The following is a 19,564-nucleotide window of genomic DNA, read 5'->3' as shown; positions in this document are numbered from 1 at the left end:
GCCGACGAGACCCCCTACGACATTACCGCGTCGGGCACCGCCAGCGGCGCGCCGGAGATCGGCGTTTCTTCGTCCGAGGGCGGGGCGGTGGCCGATGGCGGCACCGACACGTTCACGTCCTCCCCGGCGGCGGGGGTGGCCGCGACCGTGACGTACACGATCACCAACACCGGCACCGACACGTTGACGCTGACCACGCCGAGCGTCGGCGGCACCGTCTCGGGCCAGAGCAACGTCACCGTCGACAGCCTCACCCTGGGGTCGACCACCGTCGCGCCCGGCGGCGGCACCACCACGCTGACCGTGAGCTACACCCCCGCTGCCGCCGGGGCCTTCGGCTTCGACCTCGACATCGTCAGCGACGACGCCGACGAGACCCCCTACGACATTACCGCGTCGGGCACCGCCAGCGGCGCGCCGGAGATCGGCGTTTCTTCGTCCGAGGGCGGGGCGGTGGCCGATGGCGGCACCGACACGTTCACGTCCTCCCCGGTGGCGGGGGTGGCCGCGACCGTGACCTACACGATCGCCAACACCGGCACCGACACGTTGACGCTGACCACGCCGAGCGTCGGCGGCACCGTCTCGGGCCAGAGCAACGTCACCGTCGACAGCCTCACGCTGGGGTCGACCACCGTCGGGCCCGGCGGCGGCACCACCACGCTGACCGTGAGCTACATCCCCACTGCCGCCGGGGCCTTCGGCTTCGACCTCGACATCGTCAGCGACGACGCCGACGAGACCCCCTACGACATTACCGCGTCGGGCACCGCCAGCGGCGGAACGTTGATTTCCGGCCCCGACGGTACCATCGAAGACGGGGGCACCGATGCGGTAGCTTCATCCCCAGCAGCTGGAGGAGGCGCGCAAATTGTTTACACGATCACAAACACCGGCGCCGCGCCACTGACGCTGGCGGCTCCGAATGTCGCTGACAACGTTTCAAATTCCAGAAACGTGGTAGTGAATAGCCTGACGCTGGTCGCGCCGGCCGTGGGGGGCAACGTCCCAGGGGGCAACAACGCTACCGTCAAGAGCCTCGCCCCGCGCTTGGGGCGCGTCGTCCCCAGTGGCGAGACTGTGAGGCTGGTCGTGGACTACACCCCGGTCCTTGCCGGAGCTTTCGCCTTCGACCTCTCGGTTAAGGATAGCGGAGGCAGCCCGGTCATCGACTTCACCGTCTCCGGTACCGCGACCGGCGCGCCGGAGATCGACGTCTCGTCTTCAGAGGGTGGGGCGGTCCCTGATGGCGGTACTGATGAAATTACCAGTGCCCCGGCCCCTGCCACTGCAGCCAGTGTGACCTACACGATCACCAATACCGGAAGTGAAACGCTGACGCTCTCCGCGCCGAGCATCGGGACAAGTATCGCCGCCGCAAGCAACGTGAGTGTCAACAGCCTGACGCTCGGCTCTACCTTGGTTGCGCCGAGCGGCGGGACCACCACGCTGATCGTGAACTATACACCCACCGCGGATGGGCCCTTCGGCTTCGATCTCGACATTGTCAGCGACGACGCGGACGAGACCCCCTACGACATCAGAGTGTCGGGCGGCACCGCAGGACGGCCGACGGTCATGCTTTCGGATGCGCCTGACGGGTTTGCAGGCAGATCCTTGTTCCGAGTAACGGCCAGCTTCAGCGAAGCGGTGACCGGTTTCGAGGCGGGAGACGTCGCGGTCACTGCCGGGACCGTCTCCGCCGTCTCTGGCAGCGGCGCGATCTATATCCTGAGCATCCAGCCCGCCGGCAACGGCTCGGTTCGTATATCCATCCCAGCTGGTGTCGCGAAGGCCGACTCGGGGCTCACGAATCTCGCGTCGGGGGTCGTGAACGTCGAGAACGAGACTGCAGAGATAACCCGTACCGAGATCGCGAAGTTCATGGGGCAGCGGGCAGGCATGTTGATGTCTAGCCAGCCTGATCTTCATCGGTTCGTCTTTGGGAAGAACCGCGGAGCCTTCTCTCTGTCGACCACGGGCGACGCTACGGCGCTGAATCTCCGGTCGCGCTCGGACCAACCGGTCTGGTTCACGCTTCAAGGGTCATGGGCGAATGTCCATGGCGCCGAGAACGACTATGTTTTCGGTGCGTTTGGCGGGCATACTTGGCTTGACGGGAACACCGCCCTCGGTGCGATGGTGGAATTCGACAGCATAACCCGCGAAGACGGTGACGCACGGATCAAGGGCCAAGGCTGGTTGGCCGGTCCGTACCTTGCCTTCGGGCTACCCGAGCAGCCGCTCTACCTTCACGGCTATATGCTTTACGGAAGGTCCGACAACGAGATTGCGCCCTTCGGAACCTACACGGACGAATTCGAAACGGAACGCGTCTTGGTCCATGCGGAACTGACGGGCGAACTCGAGCGCGAGCGCGTGACGTGGTTCCCGAACGTCTCGGCCTCCTACGCGTCGGACGAGCAGGAGGGATATATCGACAGTCTGGGAAACTACATTAAAAAACAGAAGATCGAACTTGGCGCGATCGCTCTTGGGGTGGGCTTCGACCGGACGCTTGGCAGCGGCATCACTCCGTGGTCGCTGGATGGGGAAGTCCAGGCCTCCTACACCTACAATTACGGCGCTAACGGGTCTTCCTCGACGCTTCAGGCGGTCGAGGGCGCACGCGCCCGGGTCGAGCTTGGCGTTACATATGCAACTGACGCCGTTAATTTCCGGCTGTCGGGGTTCCATGAAGGGCTGGGCTTGTCGAATTTCGAGCAGTTCGGTCTCTCGCTCTCCTACGAGAGGGTCTTCTGACACCGCCGATCTCACCTAAGGAGTGCACAAATGTCACCGGCACTCTGCTTGCGTGTGGTATAGGGATTTCGTCCCTAGTGCGCGGCAAACTTGGCTTGTCGCCCTTCGAAGGGGGGGCGGCACCCGGACCATCTCCGGACCAAATCAGATCGCCGAGGAACCGCGCCGCTTCACGGCTTCATCATGGGCCGGTTAGTTTCCCGCTCGGAGTGATGAGTCTGCTTGTGCGCCCCAGCTACCATGCGGAATTCATAACATGAATCCCCGTTGCATTTGTGAAACAAAGGTACCCGGATGCGTCCGCTGCGTGCGACCGGAATACATTCTTCGCCAGATCGAGCACGACCGTGGTAGTCTCCGACAAGACCGCTCCGTCCCGTGGATCGTCGAAGACCATCTTGGCACAGACGACCAGGCCCAAACGAATTTGGCCCGCCAGATGTCTGACGGGCCAAGAGGGGAGACTGCTTCGTTGGCACTATCCGGCCAGAGAGGCATTCCATAGATACACTTTCTCGTCCGGGCGTGGTTCCCAGTCGATCCGGTTCGAGACGCCATAGAAGTCCGGCTGGAAATAGAGGTGTAACCACGGCCCGTCGTCATAGAAGACCTGAAGCATCTCATCGATGATCACGCGGCGATCTTCCTCGGTTTCGGCTGCATTGATATCTTCCCAGCGGTCGAACCAGCGGGGATCGTCCCAGTGTGTGTAATTCGTCCCCGCGTCCACGGCCGAAAGATCGGCCATGTCGTAGAGGGGCGACCACAAGGCACCGCCTGACCCGATAAAGTAGAGTGGGCCGGCGTTCCGCTCGCGGATCAGCGGGATATACACACTGGACCATTCCATCGTATCGAGGTCGACGTCGAGGCCGACGTCGCCGAGATACTGGGCAATCGCCTGGACGACCGAGGCATCGTTCAGGTAGCGACCGGGCCCGGCCTGGAAGCGGATGGGGAACCGAACGCCGTCGTCACCGCGGGGCCAGCCGGCCTCGTCCAGCATTTCCTCGGCCTTTGCCGGGTCGTATGGGTACGGCTCGAGGTTCTGGTTCGCATTCGGCGGGTTGACGATTCCGGTCATCCGTTCGCATTCGAAGTTCAGAAGCTGCGAGCAGATCGTCGGCACGTCGACGGCGTATTGAAGCGCACGGCGCACCATCGGGTCCTGTATGGCCTCTCCGCCGGGTTCCTGGGCCATGCTGTCGGACAGGTTGAAGCCGACATACATCCGGCGCGTCCCTTGGATCGGGTCCACCTCGGCATTGCCGCGGCTGTTGATCGCCTCCATCTGGTCGGGGGCGACGTTGGTGATGATATCGACATTGCCGGCGATCAGTTCGGCAGAGCGCGTCGAGGCCTCGGGAATGATCCGCCAGACGATCTGTGCGAACCCGGCCTCGGGATCGACACGGTCAAGGACGATCTCGGACCCGCGGGTCCACTCCGTAAGCTCGTAGGGGCCTGAACCGACAGGATTGGACGTCGCCTCGTCCAGGCTCATGGCTTCGTAGCTGTCTTTGCAGTGAATGAAGACCTCGTCGATCAGGCCGAAGGCGATCGGGTTGGCCGTGCCAAGATTGATGTCGACGGTCAGCTCGCCCGTGGCCTCGGCGTCCTGGAAGTCGATGGACGAGAAGACGAAGCCGGGGGTGTTTCCGGTAAAGCCGTTCTCGGGGTCCGCGGCACGATTGAAGGAATAGGCCACGTCCTCGGCCGTCAGGGCCTCGCCGTCGTGACAGGTCAGGCCTTCTTGCAACGTATAGGTATAGGTCATCCCGTCTTCGGAGACCTCGTAGCTTTCCGCTAGATCGGGATTCTCGTTCCCGTCGCCGTCGATGGTGAAGAGGGTGCCAAAGATGTGGCGCGCCACGTTGGAGTTGTCGCGCGACGAGATCGCTGCGGGATCGAGTGTGGTGATGTCCGCGCTAAGGCCCACGGTGATCGTTTCGTCGTTGGCCTGGGCCATCGCCGTGGTTCCAAGCAGCATGGCTGTGGTCGTCAAGCCGACCAGTCTTCTCAATTCAGGCATCTGAGGTCCTTTCCCTGTGGTTGGTGGTGACGGCCGCCGATTGTTCTTGTTCGATGGCGACCGGGACTCCGGGGACCTGCATGACGACGTGACAGGGCCGGAAATCAGGTGGTTTTTGCGATGGTCTCCGGGTCGAGTTCCTTGAGATTGCGGGTGTGCGCGGAGATCAGATTGACGGCACGATCCATGTCGCGTGCCGCGAGGGCGTCGACGATGGGCGGATGGTTCGATGCGATGGCCTGAAGATCGTGATCCTTACGGCTGCGCAGGGCCATGATCTGGTGAATGCGAAGATAGAGGCTCTTCCACGAGGCGGCGAGAAGGTCGTGATCCGCGATTTCGATCAGGGTCCTGTGAAACGCCTCGTCGCCTGCGACGAGCCCCTCCAGGTCGTCGTCTCCGGCCGCCTTGAGCATGGCCTCGCAGGGTGCGCGCAGGGCGTCAACGGGCGTGTTGCGTTCGATGATCCGCTGCACCGCCATGACTTCGAAGGCTTCACGCAGCGAATAGACCTCTTCGACCTCGCGAGCAGTCAGCGGTTTGACCCGTTTTCCCTTGTAGGCGATGGTCTCGACCAGCCCGTCGTTTTCGAGGATCTGGATCGCCTCGCGTATTGGCGCCCGTGAGACATTCATCTGGTCGGCAAGCGCGGTCTCGACCAAGCTCGTTCCGGGCTTCAGTCTGCCGGACAGTATCGCCGTCCGTAGCCGATTGGCGACTTGAACGCGCAGGGGCACGTTCTCGATCGGCCCGATATCCTCCATTGGCGTCGCGGTGCCAGCTTCTTCTATACTCATACCATCTCCTCGGTTACTTTGTCTGTCCGCCGGTGCTGTCGCACCGGGGTAAACGTACCAACACGAAGATGCATTTGAGAGGCAAGAGTGTTCGACCGTAGTAATGACGATTGGATACAATCCACCGGGCCCGCCTGCCTTGCCTTATTGTAGTCTGGATGTTGTCGACAATTCATTTGACTACAGTGTTCACCCGGGTTTGGGCTGTCAAGCCTCGCAAATGGAAAGCTGCAGAATGCAGACGATGCTGCGCAAGATTCAGGCGTTTTAGACGGAAGACATCAGGCGGTGTTGATGCAGGCACTCAGGTGGTCGTCCAAGCCGACCGTTTTTAATGGGGGTACGACGCTTGCGCATTCGACGCTGGCCATCGGACAGCGGGTTCGAAAGACGCATCCGGATGGGGGATTGATCGGGCTGGGGATTTCGCCCTTCAGGATGACCCTGTCTTTCCGGCCGCCGGGCACGGGCTGGGGCACTGCCGAAAGCAGCGCTTTGGTATAGGGGTGGTTCGGGCGCGCATAGATTGCCGACGCTGGCCCCGTCTCGACGATCCGGCCCAGATACATCACGATGACCCGGTCGCAGAAATGCTCGACGATCCCAAGGTCGTGGGCGATGAAGAGCATGGTCAGACCCAGATCCTTGCAAAGGTCCTGAAGCAGGTTGATCACCTGCGCCTGGATTGAAACGTCGAGGGCCGAGACCGGTTCGTCCGCGACGATGAACTCGGGCTCGACCGCCAGGGCGCGGGCAATTCCGATCCGCTGGCGCTGCCCGCCCGAGAATTCATGCGGATAGCGATCGAGGTGTTCGGCGCCCAGACCGACCTTGCCCAGCAGGGATACGATCCTGTCGGTGCGGTCCGACGCGCTTCCGATGCGATGCAGCTTCAGCGGGTGGCCCAGAATCTCGCGTACCTTGTCCCTTGGGTTCAGGCTGGCGAACGGATCCTGGAAGATGATCTGCATTCGTTTGCGGAACGCGCGCATCTTGTCGCCCGGAAGCTGAAGAATATCGGTCCCGTCAAACCTTACGCTGCCCGATGTCGCCTCTTCCAGACGGAGGAGGGTGCGCCCCACCGTGGTTTTCCCCGACCCGCTTTCCCCGACCAGTCCGACGACCTCGCCGGCGCCGATCCGGAAAGACACGTCGTTCACGGCCCTCACCTCAGCCTTCACGCGTCCCAGCAGGCCCCCGTGGATCGGGAAGTTCATTTGCAGATGATCGACTTCCAACAACGCGGCGGTCATGCGGATTCCTCCACGTCGAACCTGATGTCCTTCCAGCGCGCGCAGCGAACCAGATGGCCTGGCGCCGCCGCATCGAGAGACGGGTGGTTTCCCGTGCCCCGGCAGACATCGGTGGCATGGTCGCAGCGTGGATGAAACCGGCAGCCCCGGGGCAGATTGGACAGGGGTGGGACGGTGCCGCGAATGGTTTGAAGCCGGTTGCCCGGCAACTTGGTGCCCAGACGCGGGATCGAGTTCATCAGACCCACGGTATAAGGCATTCTCGGCGCTTCGAAGATCTGGTGGACCGTTCCGCTTTCCACCACTTCGCCCGCATACATGACGACCACCCGGTCAGCGACTTCCGCCACGACGCCCAGATCATGGGTGATGAATATGATAGCCATGCCCATTCGATCCTGCAGATCCTGCATCAGTTCCAGCATTTGCGCCTGGATCGTCACGTCGAGGGCGGTTGTCGGCTCGTCGGCGATCAGTACGGCGGGTTCGCAGGACAGGGCCATGGCGATCATTGCCCGTTGTCGCATTCCACCGGACATTTGGTGCGGATAATTGTCCACCCGGCGGGTTGGTTCGGGAATCCCCACAAGCTCGAGCATTTCGATGGCCCGCGCCCTGGCAGCACGGTGCGACAGACCCTCGTGATGGATCACGACCTCCGAAATCTGACGCCCGATCGTATGCACCGGGTTCAGGCTGGTCATCGGTTCCTGAAAGATCATGCTGATCTTCTTTCCCCGGATCCGTCGCATCGCTTCGGGATTGAGGTCTCGCAACTCCTGGCCGTCCAGCCGCATGCTGCCGCTTGTGACTTCGCCGCTGTCATGGGGAAGCAGCCCCATGATGGACAGGCTTGTCACCGACTTCCCCGATCCGCTTTCACCGACGATCGCCACCGTCTCGCCGGGATCGAGGTCAAAGCTGACGCCATCCACGGCCCGCACAAACTTGTTGCCGCCGACCCGAAAAGTGGTCTGAAGATCTTTCACGCGCAGCAGGGGGCGTGCATGTGCCGATGCCGTGATAGGCGCTTCGCTCCGAGGTAAGGGCATTGTCAAGGCAGTCTCCGTTTGTCGGCCCGCATATCGACCGGTTGCAGCTGGAACGCCGTCCCAACTTTGGAACATCTTCGGCTAGGGCACATCGCTTGACTGGTCTTTTCTTTGTTGGTCTACTGTCGACAATCTATAATCCACTCTGGTTCGGCCCTTCCGGGCTTGTCAAGCGCCGGGCACGAAACAGCAGCGGACGGACCGTCGAAACAACGCCAGGGGCACGAAAAGTGAGCATGCAAGAAAGAAGGGGCCTGCCGACCGCGACGGGATCGGAAGGGAGGTGGGCGCAATGTGGTCGTTCCTGATCCGCCGTCTTGCGCAGAGCGTCATCGTGATCATAGGCGTGACGCTGATCTCGTTCATATCGCTGCAGATGGGCGGCGATCCGACCTACCTTTTCGTGTCCGAAGCCGCGAGTGCTGAGGAGATCCAGCGTGCGCGCGTCGCTTTGGGCTTCGATCAGCCGCTTCACATCCAGTATCTCAGCTACATCTGGAATGCCCTACAGGGCGATTTCGGCAATTCGCTCAGTTATCGCGAACCGGCCATGGGGGTGGTGCTGGAGGCTATGCCGGCAACCATCGAATTGACCTTCTTCTCGCTGTTCGTCGCCATCGCCCTATCGATCCCCCTTGGGATCTACTCCGCCTTGAAGCGCGGGACGCCAATCGACGGGGGCATCATGACCTTCGCCATGCTGGGCCAGTCTATTCCAAATTTCTGGATGGGCATCATGATGATCATGTATTTCGGCCTCTATCTGGGCTGGTTTCCGATCTCGGGGCACGTGCCCTTCCTGATGCCGCTGGCCGAAGGCAACTTCGCCGAGGCGTTCGGGAACCTGCCGCAAAGCATCTACTACATGATCATGCCGGCCATCGCGGTCGGGTCGTACACGCTGGCGCGGAACGCACGTCTGGTGCGGTCGTCCATGCTGGAAGTCCTACAGCAGGATTTCGTCCGAACCGCCCGGTCCAAGGGGATCAAAGAAAAGCAGGTCATCATTCATCACGCTCTGCGCAACGCCTGGCTGCCCGTGGTCACCATGATCGGGCTTGAGTTCGGGTTCCTTCTAGGCGGGGTCGTGGTTGTCGAGACCGTGTTCTCCTATCCGGGAATTGGCCGGCTCGTCTTCAACGCGATCAACCAGCGGGACATCCCGGTCGTTCAGGCCTCGGTCATCCTTCTGGCGCTGGTCTTCATCGTCCTGAACCTCATCGTCGACCTCATCTATTCGCGGCTCGATCCGCGGGTGAAGCTGTGAAAGGCCTTCGGAAATGGTAAACGTGGATAGTCAGGCCCGGCTCGAAATGACCCAGCCTGTGCCGCCCGTCTCTCACCGGCGGCGAGAATTCTCACGCGCCTTCCGTAGCCTTGTGACGTCTCGGTGGGCGCTGGTGGGAATGCTGATCCTGTTCGTGGCGTGCTTCGTCGCCGTCTTTGGCCCACTGCTGGCGCCCTTCGATCCGAACCGCCAGAACATCATGGCGCGATTGCTGGCCCCCGGGTCCGAAGGTGCCAACGGGGCGGTCTATTGGCTGGGGTCGGACCATCTGGGTCGGGATGTGTTCTCGCGGTTACTGTACGGTGCCCGGGTGTCGTTGCTGGTCGGGGTTGCCTCGATCGCGGTAGGCGGCACATTGGGCACGTTTCTTGGCCTGATCTCGGGCTATTTCGGCGGCTGGATCGACGATGTCATCATGCGACTCGGGGACATCCAGTTGGCGTTTCCCTTCATCCTTCTGGCGATCATGTTCCTCGTGGTGCTCGGGCCGGGTTTGGTGAACATCATCCTGGTTCTCGGGATCGGCCAGTGGATCACCTACGCCCGAATCGTTCGGGCGCAGACCCTGAGCCTGCGCGAGAAGGAGTATGTCGAGGCCGCGCGAGCGATGGGCGACAGCCTGTTTTCCATCCTTTTCCGCACAATCCTGCCCAATATTGTCGCACCGTTGACCGTGATCGCATCGTTCAACGTGGCCAGCGTGATCCTGTCCGAGGCAGCGCTGAGCTTCCTTGGCCTTGGCGTGCCGCCGGATGTTCCGACATGGGGATCGATGCTGGCGGAAAGCCGTGATCACCTTCTGGGTAACAAATGGTGGCTGGCGGTCTATCCCGGCCTTGCTATCGTCTTCACCGTGCTGGCGTTCAACATCATCGGCGACTGGCTCCGCGACTTTCTGGACCCGCGTCTGAAGGAGCGAAGCTGAGGCGAAAGCCTCAAATCACACGAAAACGAGCGGGCCCGCAGGTCCGCTCGTTTCACTGTGCAATCTCAAGATCAAGGGGTGATGTACCTGCCGCCGCCTTCGGGGCCAGTGACCTCGGTGCCGTTCCAGACCGTGCGCCCTGCAAGCAAGGTGCGTTCGACCCGGCCGCGGAAGCGGCGACCCTGCCAAAGATGCGCCACATCACGGGCATGCGTGACGAGCGAGCCGAGCGTGACCACGGTTTCCCTACCCGGATCGACGATGGCCATATCGGCATCTGCACCGGGAAGCAGTGTTCCCTTTCGCGGCGCCAGCCCGTAAAGCCGCGCGCCGTTCGCGCAGCATAGATCATGTGCCTGCTTCAACGTCAGCCGCCCATCAGCGACGGCATCCAGCATCCCCGGCAGAAGCGTCTCGATCCCGGGCGATCCCGGCGGCGCGTCGAAGAAGTTGCCTTCGGACGCCGCCTTCTCGGCCTTGGCGAAGGGGGCGTGGTCCGTGGTGACATGAGTGATCGTGCCATCGGCGATGGCCTGCCAAAGCGCGTCCTGATCCCGCTTGCTGCGGATCGGCGGGTTGACCTTGGCGTATACCCCGGCGCGATCAACGTCGTCCTCGGTCGAGAACAGGTATTGCGGGCAGGTCTCGGCGGTAAAGTCCGAGGTTCCGGCAAACGCGCGCAGGACCGTGACCGTCTCGGCGCTGGTGACATGGGCGATGTGCAGCTTGGCCCCGGCGGACATATTCATGGCCAGCAGCTTGGCCACGGCCACGCTTTCGCAGACGGTGGGGCGCGACAGGTTGTGGGAATAGCTCGACGCCGGATTCAGATCGGCCCGCGCGATGCGGTCGAAATGGGCCAGCAGCGCGGCGCTTTCGGCGTGGACGACGACCGGGCGACCCGTGCCGGCGAGAAGCTTCAGCGCGCGGAACTGGTCGTCCTCTTCCGGGAAGGCCAGCCCGTCGAACTCGTCGCCCCGGCCCGGCGGCGCGGGCGTGGTGAAGATCTTGAAGGCGATGGCCCCCTGGTCCAGAAACCGGTCGCACGTCGCCTCGGTCAGGTCGCCCGGCGCGGCATAGAGGCCGAAATCGACGACCGCGTGCTGCGCGAAATGGGCGCGGCGGTCCTCGAAGATTTCGGGCGTCGCGCAACAGGGCTTAGAGATCGGCATCTCGAAAATCGTGGTCACGCCGCCTGCCGCTGCTGCGCGGGTCTCGGACAGGACCGTTCCCCGCTCAGGATAGGCCGGAGCGCGGACGTGGAAATGGATGTCGACGATGCCGGGCAGGACGGTCCGGCCGGTCGCGTCGATCACCTCGCCCGCGTCGGGCGCGGTGCCGGGGGTATGCAGCCCCGACACCTTGCCGCCCGTCACGGACACATCGACCCGCGACAGACCCTCAGGCAGAAGCACATCGCCGCCGGAAATGACGAGATCCGCCATCACTTCAGACCCAGCTCCGTCAGGGCGTTGGCCACACCGTCGAGGTTCGTCAGCTTCATCGACGCGTAGTTGGGCGACAGCACGACGCCATGTCCGCCCGCCCGGTACGTCGCCATGACCGACCGGTAGGCGATGTCGGGCGTGCACTTCGCCTGATCCTCGCGCACGCGGGGCGCGTCGATTCCAAGCCCCATATAGACCTTCGCCTTTCCGTGCACCCCGCGCAGCGCATCGGCGCATTGGCCGTAGACATAAACATCGGGGTCCATCCCGTCCTGCACAGCCCGGTCGAGCGGCGGCGCGCCAAGGCCCAGCATTTTCGACATCACCGCCGCAGCCTCGACGCCATCGAAGTCGCGCAGGATCGATTTGTGGAAGAAGCCGAACTCCTTGGCCCAGATCTCGCCGGACTGGTGCTGATAGGTGATCGGCTTGACCCAATCCGCGTACATCGTCTGCTCGTGCCACGGCCACTGGGCGCGGCGGAAGATGTTGAAGTGGTTCCGGTTCCAGACGTTCAAGCCGACGGGCAGTCCGGGCTTGCACCATTTGATCAACCCCCAGATCTCGCGGTCGAGATCCTTGTTGCGCTTCAGCCAGAAGCGTTCCCAGATCAGCACCTCGGGATTGGCCATCAGCACGCGCAGGAACTCGATGAAGGCGCCGTCGTCGAACGCGTCGCCCGCGATGGCTGCCTGCATGAACTCGTACATCCGGATCAGCCCGCGCCGGCAGGCCTCGGTGTCGATGCCGCGCCGCCGCGCCTCGTCCAGCGTCGCTTCGGAAAAATCGCCGGGCGCCTGGCCCTGCACCATCTGGTCCAGCGGAGAATTACGCTCGTTGCACCACATCAGCCCGTCGATGTCATACCGCCTGACCTGATCCTCGATCATCGAGCGCATCCAGGTGCGGTAATCGGGGTTCGAGGTCGAAGGCTCGTCCTTCGGCCGGCCGAAGCAATCTATCTCCATCACCTGCGGCAGGTTCGGCACCTCGATCGTGTTGGCCGAGCCATGACCGGCATACTTGAAGAACGGCTCCATCAGCTCGGGATAGACCTTCATGCCGCGCTTGCGGGCTTCGGGGATCACGAGGTCGAGGATGTCGATCCCCTCCATCTCCGGGTCCGTGGCGCGGAAATCCTTGATCATCGTGTTGGCGTAGAATTTCGGGTCGGGATTGAAATAGGCACCGCCCTTCATGGTGAAGGGTTCGGGCACGCCGTGGTCAGGCCAGCCATCCAGCTTGTGAGAGATGGAACGCCCCGTCTTCAGCCCCAGCCACGAGACCGTGCCCAGCATCAGGACGTTGACGCCGACGCGGTCCTTCAACGTATCCAGAACCGCATCGACCCCCTCGTCGACGAAAGAGATCGGAGAGACCTGGATCCCGACGAACTTCTCGGCGGGATCGGGTTTGGAGATAGCGCTCATGCCGCTTCCCCCTTCTGCGTCGCGACGAAGCCTGCGATCCGACCCATCGCTTTCTGGATAAGGGGCAGGGGCTGGAGATAGCTGATGCGGATGAAGTCGCTGTCATGTTCGCCAAACATGTCGCCCGGAAAGACCATGACGCCCGTCTCGCGCAGCAGCCCCTCGCAGAACGGCTTGGCCTTCATGCCGGTCGAGGAAATGTCGGTGTAGACATAGAAGGCGCCACCCGGCGCACCGTATCCAAGGCCCGCTTCGTCCAGCGCCCCGGTCAGCCAGTCGCGCCGCTCGGCGTATTCCGCGATCATGGCGTCGATTGGTTCCTGCGGGCCCGTCAGCGCGGCAAGGGCCGCGTGCTGGCTGATCGTGCAGGTGTTGATCGAAAGGGTGTGCCGTGGCTCGGTCATTTTATCGATGAAGTCCAGCGGGGCCGCCATGTAGCCGACGCGCCAGCCGGTCATCGCGTAGGTCTTCGAAAAGCCGTTGAGCGTGATCGTCCGCTCTCGCATGCCGGGCAGGGTCGCGATCGAAAGGTGCTCGTGCCCCGCGTAGATCAGCTTGGCATAGATCTCGTCGGCGACGATCAGGATGTCGTGCTTGATGGCAAGCTCGGCGATCTGCCGGATCACGGCGGGCGGGGTAACCGCTCCGGTGGGGTTGTTGGGCGAGACGAGGACGAACATTCGCGTGCGGTCGGTGATGCGCTTCTCGATCTCGGCCGGGTCCAGCGCGAAGTCGTCTTTGAGGTAGGTCGGTACCGGCACCGGCACCCCGCCGCACAGATGCACAGCTGTGTCGTAGGTGGTGAACCGGGGCGAGGTGATCAGCACCTCGTCCCCCGGCGCGCAGAGGCCCAGCATCAGTAGCATGATGGATTCCTGCACCCCCGCCGTGACGACGATCTCGTCCGGCGTGTAGTCGAGCCCGAACTCGGCAGTCAGGTTCTCGGCAATGGCGGTTCGCAGGGGCGGCAGTCCGGTGGGGCCGGTATAGTGGTGCTGGTTGGCGTCGAGCGCGGCCTTGGCCGCATCGACGATGTGCCGGGGCGTGTGAAAATCCGGATCGCCCCGGCCAAGGGCAATCACGTCGTCCATGCCGGCGGCGATACCCAGCATCTTGGTGCGAAAGGATCCGTCTTCCTCGACGATGCGGGGGGCAATTCGGTCGTGCAGCAGGGACATCAGTGAAGCCTCTTTCCGTCGATATAGGTACGGGTGACACGCTCCAGCGCGGTCAGATCCTGGTCGGGATTGCCGTCCACGACGATCACGTCGGCCAGCTTCCCGGCTTCAAGCGTGCCAAGGCTGTCGCCGAACCCGTTCAGAACTGCAGCGCGGGCGGTGATGGCGCGCAGGGCGTCGAGGTTGTCGGGACAGACGCCAACCTCGACCATGAAACCCAGCTCGGGGACGATCCTGTCGTGTTCGACCGCGGGACTTCCCGCGTCAGTGCCGAAGACGATCGGCACCCCGGCCTTTGCGGCCCGGACCAGTCCGTCGAAGCGGGCCTTGTCGGCGACGGCTTTCTGGCGTTCCTCGATCTTCCATTCCGGAATGCCGAAGGCGCGGGCGATGTCGGGATTGGCCTGGATCACGAGGGCCGAAAAGGTCGTGACTATGGGAATCTTCTTGTCGAGCAGGAGCTGGATCGTCTCGTCCGACATCGACCCACCATGTTCCACGCAGTCGACCCCGAACTCGGCGACGCGCTGGATACAGGCGTCGAAGGTGGCATGGGCCGTGATCGGCAGACTGTTGCGATGGGCCTCGTCGATGACGGCGTGCAGCTCGTCATCCGTGAATTCCAGCGTGTCGTGGCACGCCATGATCTTGATCAGGTCGGCGCCGCCCTTTACCTGATCGCGCACCGCGCGGCGCATCTCGTCCGCGCCCGACGCTTCGCGGCAGACCCAGTAGGTGTGCCCGCCGGTCTGGATGATGCTTTCGCCCGACACCAGAAGCCGCGGACCGGGGAAGATGCCTTGCGCGACGGCCTGCTTGGTGAAGAGGTTCGCGTCGTGAACGCCGAGGTCGCGGACCAGAGTGATCCCAGCCCGCAGGGATTTCAACATGTTTCCGGCCGCCTTGTAGGCGCGGATCTCGGGTGCGTCATACATGGATTGCTGCGACAGCTCGTGAATGCCGTCCCAGCTGAGGTGGGCGTGGCTGTTCATCATGCCGGGCATGAGCGTGCCGCCGGTTTCCTCCGAGGCGACGTCCCCGGGGGCTTCGGGTCGCGAGCCTACCGCTGCGATCCGACCGCCCGAAATGTGGACGAAGCCGTCCTCGATCACCTCGTTCCCGACAGCGGTGATGACCCGGCCGAAAAGCACTGTCTCGGAAGGCTCGCCGTCGAACATCTTCTTCGTGATCTTCTGGTATTTCCATGCTGCCGGTTCTGGCATCGGTGTCTCCCTGTCTTGATCTGGTCAGAGCGCGATGATGCGCGCGCCGATCGGCGTGTCCGCCTGGAACATGGACGGGATCTCGACCCCGTCCGGTGTGGCGATCATCGTGTTGATGGTGCGGTATCCGTCGCGGCCGGGGCGGTAGACGCCCGGCTCGGACGAGAAGACCATGCCGGGGGCGGTGGGCGTCGGATCCCCGGGGGCGAGCCATGGCGCCTCGTGCCCCTGAAGGCCCATACCGTGCCCGATCCGGTGACGGATCGCGCCGCCGAGGCCCGCCTTGCGCAATTCGTCCAGCGCCGCGCGGTCGATATCCTGACAGGGCGAACCGGCGGCGAAGGCGTTTTGCGCTGCGGTATCGCACGCTTCCATCGCCTCCATCACGCGGCGCTGTTCGGCCGTGGGGTCTCCCACGATGAAGGTGACACCGCTTTCCGCGTGATACCCGCCGAGGCTTCCGCCTATTCCGGCGATCACCGTCTCACCCGGTTGGGGAACGCGGGGCAGGGTCGCGCCGTGGGGCAGGGCGGCGCGTGGCCCGGAATGGACCGACGCGGTTATCCCCATCGGCGTGCCGGCGAACGCATCGCGGTATTCCGCCGTCAGGGCGCCTTTCGCATGGGCCATGGCATCGGCCATCAGGTCCTGCTCGGTCCCGCCTTGCGAGATGATGTCGCCCGCCTGCGCGTGCAGGCGTCTGAGGAACAGGTCGGCGTAAAAAGCGGCGACCCGGATCAGGGCCAGTTCCTCGGGCTGCTTTACGACCCGCTCGGCCATGCCGTGATCGGTCAGGTCCAGCGTTTCGCAGCCTTGTCTGGCCTGATCGAGAAGCCGCGCTTCAAGCTGGTCGATCCCGACCCGCCGCCGGCCGATCTGATCCAGCATCCACAAGACCGGCGGCACATGACCAGGAAACTCGTCGTAGCACCGCAGATCGGCGATGCCGGTCCCTTCGGCGTTCTCTCGCTCCAGCGCCGGCATGAAGAGGATGGGCTCGCCCTCGACGGGCAGCCATACCGCCATCGGCCGCTCGTTGGCGGAAAGGAACAGACCGGTGGCATAGGCGATGTTGGCCACGTGGGTTAGAAGCAGACCGTCTAGTCCCTCGGCCGCAGCCCTCACACGCAGCCGGTCCCGGGCGGAAGCGTGGAAGGCAGCGGATAGGGGGGCGACGTCGTTCACAGGATGTCGCCGGTATAGGGGCCGAGGATCTTCAACTCGGCCTCGATCCCCAGTTCGGGCTTCAGCTTGGCGAAATCCTCCAGCACGGTGTCGGCGATCGGTACGCCGTTCCGGGACTTCGTCGCCTCGCGCCGGGCTTCCTGTTCGCCGGGCACGAGTATTTCGTCGAAGCCCGGGCGCAGGGCGCGGCTCTTGGCCATGTCGATGAACTGGCCCATCCGCGCTTTGTAGTCTTCGGGCTCCATGAACCATTCGATGTCGATGGCGATGAACATGTGGCTGACATCCAGCTTTTTCGGATCGGAATAGGGCATCAAGCCGAAGCCCGCCCCGGACAGGACGCCGGTCAGCGCCTCGGTCATGAAGGCAAGGCCATAGCCCTTGTGCCCGCCGATCCCCAGAAGCGCGCCCTTCATCGCGGCACCCGGATCGTCCGTCTCGTTGCCCTCGGGGGTCAGCGCCCAGTCGCGGGGCATCTTCTTTCCCTCGCGCAGGTACCAGTTCATCATGCCCTTGCCGGCCGTCGTCAGCGCGATGTCCAACACGGCGGGAAACCCCTTGTCAGACGGCGCCGCTATGGACCACGGGTTGGTCCCGGTCACACCTTCGCGGCCGCCCCATGGGGCCATCTCGGGACCGGCATTGGTGAACGCGACGCCGATGCAGCCGTCTTCAAGCGCCCGGCAGGCGTGAACAGCACTGGAGCCGTAATGGGTCGAGTTGCGGACGACGACAGTGCCGATGCCGTTTTCCTTGGCCTTGCGAACGGCCAGCGACATCGCCTTGGCGGCGGCCACGGTGCCGATGCCGTTATGCGCGTCAACAAGGGCAAGGCTGGGCGCTTCCTTGACCACGCTCCAGTCGGCGCGCGGGTTCACTTCGCCATTGCCGATCCGCTCCTGATACCGGCGCAGGCGCATGACGCCCTGGCCCTGGCCGGGATGGAACCGCAACTCCGAGAAGATCAGCGCATCGGCGAAGATGCCGGCATCTTCCGAGGTCAGGCCCAGCTTCTCGAACCCTTCGGCGACGAAGGCGCGCAGCGATGTCTTCTCGACATTGGTCATGGCGGTTGCGCGGGCGGGGGTCTGTTCGGTCGTCACGGGCGAAGCTCCAGCAAATCGGCGATGTTTGTGGGGGCGTCGTAGGCGCCAAGCTGGCCCTCGGGCGCGGTCATCACCACGGTCAGGCCGGGGCCGTAACCGGCGCGCGGACCGTCGGTCTGGCCGACGATGCCGATGGACATGGCGCCACGCAGATAGCCGTGATTGTACCGGCTGTCGGTGTCTGCAATGGCGACAACGTCGCCAAGGCGCAGCTTGTCCAGCCCGTGCTTTGCCAGTTCCGCGCGGTCGGTCGACTGCATGTGAAGCGAGCCGCCCTCGGACGTCAGGCCCGCGCCTGCCCCGACCATGTGGGGTGGGACGGTCGCAACGACGCCGATCTTCAGAACCTCGCCTTCGGCTTTCTTCGGAAGCAAGTCGAACAGGCGGGGCGAAAGCGACTTGATCGCGATGCCCGGATGGTCGGGCAGTGTCATGCCCACACCTTCAGCCGCGACCATGACCTGGTCGTCCACGGCGATCTTTGCCCGGGTGCCCTTGTCGAAGTGGATGATGACCTGGTCCGAGAACCGGCCCGACTTTCCCGTGACCGTGCCCGTCGTCCCCTTGGCCGCACCGCTGGTGATGGTCGCCTTGTTGCCGACGCAGGCGAAGACGTTCAGCCCGCGGTTCTTGTTGGCGTCGGGATGCGCGATGGAGACGGAAGGATGCACGCAGTCCCCCGACCAGCCGAACGCGCTGTCGCCGACCGACACGTTGTAGACGATGCCCCCGAATGTCGGCCAAAGGAAAGCCTTGCCCTCGGCGGTCAGGCGGTAGGGCTCGGCCGGCAGGCCCGAGAAGGCGGGATTTGCCACGCGCCCCGCGACGGAGACTGAGACGAGATCGGCGGCGTTCGTGGTGACATTCATTGGGCGGCTTCCAGGTTCAGGCGGGTGGCGATGTTGGCGTCTGGGTCGACGTGAAAATCGATCGATCCGTCAGTTGCAGTCATCAGCGTCAGGATGCCGGGCCCGTGCCCGGTCATGATGGAATCGCCATGGATGCACAGCGCTATGCTGGCCGCGCCCTCGCGGTAGGATCGGCCGAAATGGTGGTCGGCGTGCCGGATCCCGATCAGGTCACCCAGCTTCATCCGGTCGATGCCAAGCTCTGCCATCAGGCCGCGGTCCCCGGACATCAGATCCTGATCGACATATTCCGAGTTCAGCTCGGCCCCCGATCCCATGATCCGGATCGGCAGTTCCATCGCGACGGGGACGCGAAGCTTGCCGTCCTCCACCACGATCCCGAGGGAATGGTACAGCCGCGGCGACATCTTCTTGAACTCGACCGCTGGAAAATCGGGCAATTCGAAGCCGCGTCCCTGAGTCATCACCTGGATCCGGTCGCCGGGCGCGATAAGCTGATGGGCGTCGTCGTCGAACTGCACCAGGATCCGTGCATGTTCGCCGATGACGATGCCCCGCGCGCCCTCCGCCATGCCCGACGTGACCATCGCGTCATTGCCGATGCAGGTCAGGTAGTGAAGGGCGTGGTGGCGTCCGCTGTCCGCGTCGTCGTCGATCGAGACGCCGGGTTCCACATGGTCGCCCGCCCAGCCGAACGCACGATCGCCGCACCGCACGTTGTAGGTCACGCCGAACATGCCGGGCAGCACGGTGGCACGGCCGTCCGGCCAGGGGATGTATTGTCCGGGCCGGACCGAGGGCGTCGTCACGGACCCGGCGACGGCCATCTCGACAAGGGTGGTTTCGTTGGTGGCTGGCTGTGTCATCGCGGTTGCGCGTCCCCCTGCGGCGGCCCGTGAATCCGGGTCTGGTTTGGTGTTGACATCAAGGCAGGCAATTGCCACCAGTAGATTGTCGACATTGTGCTGGGGAATGGGAACCACGACAATCCCCCTTAGTCAAGCGCCCCGGAAAG

15 protein-coding genes are annotated in these 19,564 nt (G+C 63.6%); 3 read left to right on the top strand and 12 right to left on the bottom strand.

Annotation, left to right across the window (positions count from 1 at the left end; translation table 11 throughout):
* On the top strand, window positions 1-2,763 hold a 2,763-nt coding region (locus PAA8504_RS18185; RefSeq protein WP_146190528.1), incomplete at its 5' end, for a choice-of-anchor D domain-containing protein.
* Between the two features lie 478 nt (window positions 2,764-3,241).
* Here the strand turns inward: PAA8504_RS18185 and PAA8504_RS18180 are convergent.
* From PAA8504_RS18180 to PAA8504_RS18165, 4 genes are all read right to left on the bottom strand, one after another.
* Complete coding sequence (locus PAA8504_RS18180; protein ID WP_219928945.1) at window positions 3,242-4,795, bottom strand: ABC transporter substrate-binding protein; 1,554 nt, start codon at window positions 4,793-4,795, stop codon at window positions 3,242-3,244.
* A 104-nt stretch (window positions 4,796-4,899) separates the two neighbouring features.
* Complete coding sequence (locus tag PAA8504_RS18175) at window positions 4,900-5,592, bottom strand: GntR family transcriptional regulator (protein ID WP_108895561.1); 693 nt, start codon at window positions 5,590-5,592, stop codon at window positions 4,900-4,902.
* A 281-nt stretch (window positions 5,593-5,873) separates the two neighbouring features.
* The gene (locus tag PAA8504_RS18170; RefSeq protein WP_108895560.1) at window positions 5,874-6,845 is read right to left on the bottom strand and encodes an ABC transporter ATP-binding protein; all 972 of its coding nucleotides are present in this window, start codon (window positions 6,843-6,845) and stop codon (window positions 5,874-5,876) included.
* A complete protein-coding gene (locus PAA8504_RS18165; protein ID WP_245897686.1) occupies window positions 6,842-7,834 on the bottom strand; it encodes an ABC transporter ATP-binding protein in 993 nt (330 codons plus the stop codon). Before PAA8504_RS18165 ends, PAA8504_RS18170 begins: the two co-directional genes overlap by 4 nt.
* 355 nt (window positions 7,835-8,189) lie before the next feature.
* Between PAA8504_RS18165 and PAA8504_RS18160 the strand changes: the two genes are divergently transcribed.
* Both PAA8504_RS18160 and PAA8504_RS18155 read left to right on the top strand, forming a co-directional pair.
* Window positions 8,190-9,164 (top strand): ABC transporter permease, encoded by a 975-nt coding sequence (locus PAA8504_RS18160; protein ID WP_108895558.1) that lies wholly within the window; start codon window positions 8,190-8,192, stop codon window positions 9,162-9,164.
* Window positions 9,165-9,210: 46 nt separating this feature from the next.
* Window positions 9,211-10,110, top strand: a complete 900-nt coding sequence (locus PAA8504_RS18155; protein WP_108895574.1) for an ABC transporter permease — start codon at window positions 9,211-9,213, stop codon at window positions 10,108-10,110.
* Between the two features lie 71 nt (window positions 10,111-10,181).
* Here PAA8504_RS18155 and PAA8504_RS18150 read toward each other — a convergent pair whose 3' ends face one another.
* Genes PAA8504_RS18150 through PAA8504_RS18115 form a run of 8 tightly spaced genes read right to left on the bottom strand, consistent with a single transcriptional unit; the run spans window position 10,182 to window position 19,415 of the window.
* A complete protein-coding gene (locus PAA8504_RS18150; protein ID WP_108895557.1) occupies window positions 10,182-11,555 on the bottom strand; it encodes a dihydroorotase in 1,374 nt (457 codons plus the stop codon).
* On the bottom strand, window positions 11,555-12,988 hold the full coding sequence (locus tag PAA8504_RS18145; protein WP_108895556.1) for a hypothetical protein: 1,434 nt from the start codon (window positions 12,986-12,988) through the stop codon (window positions 11,555-11,557). Before PAA8504_RS18145 ends, PAA8504_RS18150 begins: the two co-directional genes overlap by 1 nt.
* Window positions 12,985-14,166, bottom strand: a complete 1,182-nt coding sequence (locus PAA8504_RS18140) for a pyridoxal phosphate-dependent aminotransferase (protein ID WP_181375864.1) — start codon at window positions 14,164-14,166, stop codon at window positions 12,985-12,987. The genes PAA8504_RS18145 and PAA8504_RS18140 overlap by 4 nt, the downstream gene beginning before the upstream one ends.
* Window positions 14,166-15,389, bottom strand: coding sequence for a metal-dependent hydrolase family protein (locus PAA8504_RS18135; RefSeq protein WP_108895554.1), 1,224 nt, complete (start codon window positions 15,387-15,389; stop codon window positions 14,166-14,168). The genes PAA8504_RS18140 and PAA8504_RS18135 overlap by 1 nt, the downstream gene beginning before the upstream one ends.
* Window positions 15,390-15,413: 24 nt before the next feature.
* Window positions 15,414-16,574 (bottom strand): M24 family metallopeptidase, encoded by a 1,161-nt coding sequence (locus PAA8504_RS18130; protein ID WP_108895553.1) that lies wholly within the window; start codon window positions 16,572-16,574, stop codon window positions 15,414-15,416.
* Window positions 16,571-17,677 (bottom strand): Ldh family oxidoreductase, encoded by a 1,107-nt coding sequence (locus PAA8504_RS18125; protein WP_245897685.1) that lies wholly within the window; start codon window positions 17,675-17,677, stop codon window positions 16,571-16,573. The genes PAA8504_RS18130 and PAA8504_RS18125 overlap by 4 nt, the downstream gene beginning before the upstream one ends.
* Window positions 17,674-18,549 (bottom strand): DUF4438 domain-containing protein, encoded by an 876-nt coding sequence (locus PAA8504_RS18120; RefSeq protein WP_108895552.1) that lies wholly within the window; start codon window positions 18,547-18,549, stop codon window positions 17,674-17,676. Before PAA8504_RS18120 ends, PAA8504_RS18125 begins: the two co-directional genes overlap by 4 nt.
* Window positions 18,546-19,415, bottom strand: a complete 870-nt coding sequence (locus PAA8504_RS18115) for a DUF4438 domain-containing protein (protein WP_108895572.1) — start codon at window positions 19,413-19,415, stop codon at window positions 18,546-18,548. Before PAA8504_RS18115 ends, PAA8504_RS18120 begins: the two co-directional genes overlap by 4 nt.
* Window positions 19,416-19,564: the final 149 nt, after the last annotated feature.

Source organism: Palleronia abyssalis (genome assembly GCF_900302445.1).
Classification (GTDB): domain Bacteria; phylum Pseudomonadota; class Alphaproteobacteria; order Rhodobacterales; family Rhodobacteraceae; genus Palleronia; species Palleronia abyssalis.
The sequence above is the reverse complement of the archived record's forward strand: the minus strand, read 5'-3'. Positions and strand labels throughout refer to the sequence as shown.

Bases quoted from the DNA above. Each gene is read 5' to 3' on its own strand.
- PAA8504_RS18180 (WP_219928945.1), bottom strand. From the start codon at position 4,795: ATGCCTGAATTGAGAAGACTGGTCGGCTTGACGACCACAGCCATGCTG.
- PAA8504_RS18175 (WP_108895561.1), bottom strand. From the start codon at position 5,592: ATGAGTATAGAAGAAGCTGGCACCGCGACGCCAATGGAGGATATCGGG.
- PAA8504_RS18170 (WP_108895560.1), bottom strand. From the start codon at position 6,845: ATGACCGCCGCGTTGTTGGAAGTCGATCATCTGCAAATGAACTTCCCG.
- PAA8504_RS18160 (WP_108895558.1), top strand. From the start codon at position 8,190: ATGTGGTCGTTCCTGATCCGCCGTCTTGCGCAGAGCGTCATCGTGATC.
- PAA8504_RS18155 (WP_108895574.1), top strand. From the start codon at position 9,211: ATGACCCAGCCTGTGCCGCCCGTCTCTCACCGGCGGCGAGAATTCTCA.
- PAA8504_RS18150 (WP_108895557.1), bottom strand. From the start codon at position 11,555: ATGGCGGATCTCGTCATTTCCGGCGGCGATGTGCTTCTGCCTGAGGGT.
- PAA8504_RS18145 (WP_108895556.1), bottom strand. From the start codon at position 12,988: ATGAGCGCTATCTCCAAACCCGATCCCGCCGAGAAGTTCGTCGGGATC.
- PAA8504_RS18140 (WP_181375864.1), bottom strand. From the start codon at position 14,166: ATGTCCCTGCTGCACGACCGAATTGCCCCCCGCATCGTCGAGGAAGAC.
- PAA8504_RS18135 (WP_108895554.1), bottom strand. From the start codon at position 15,389: ATGCCAGAACCGGCAGCATGGAAATACCAGAAGATCACGAAGAAGATG.
- PAA8504_RS18120 (WP_108895552.1), bottom strand. From the start codon at position 18,549: ATGAATGTCACCACGAACGCCGCCGATCTCGTCTCAGTCTCCGTCGCG.
- PAA8504_RS18115 (WP_108895572.1), bottom strand. From the start codon at position 19,415: ATGACACAGCCAGCCACCAACGAAACCACCCTTGTCGAGATGGCCGTC.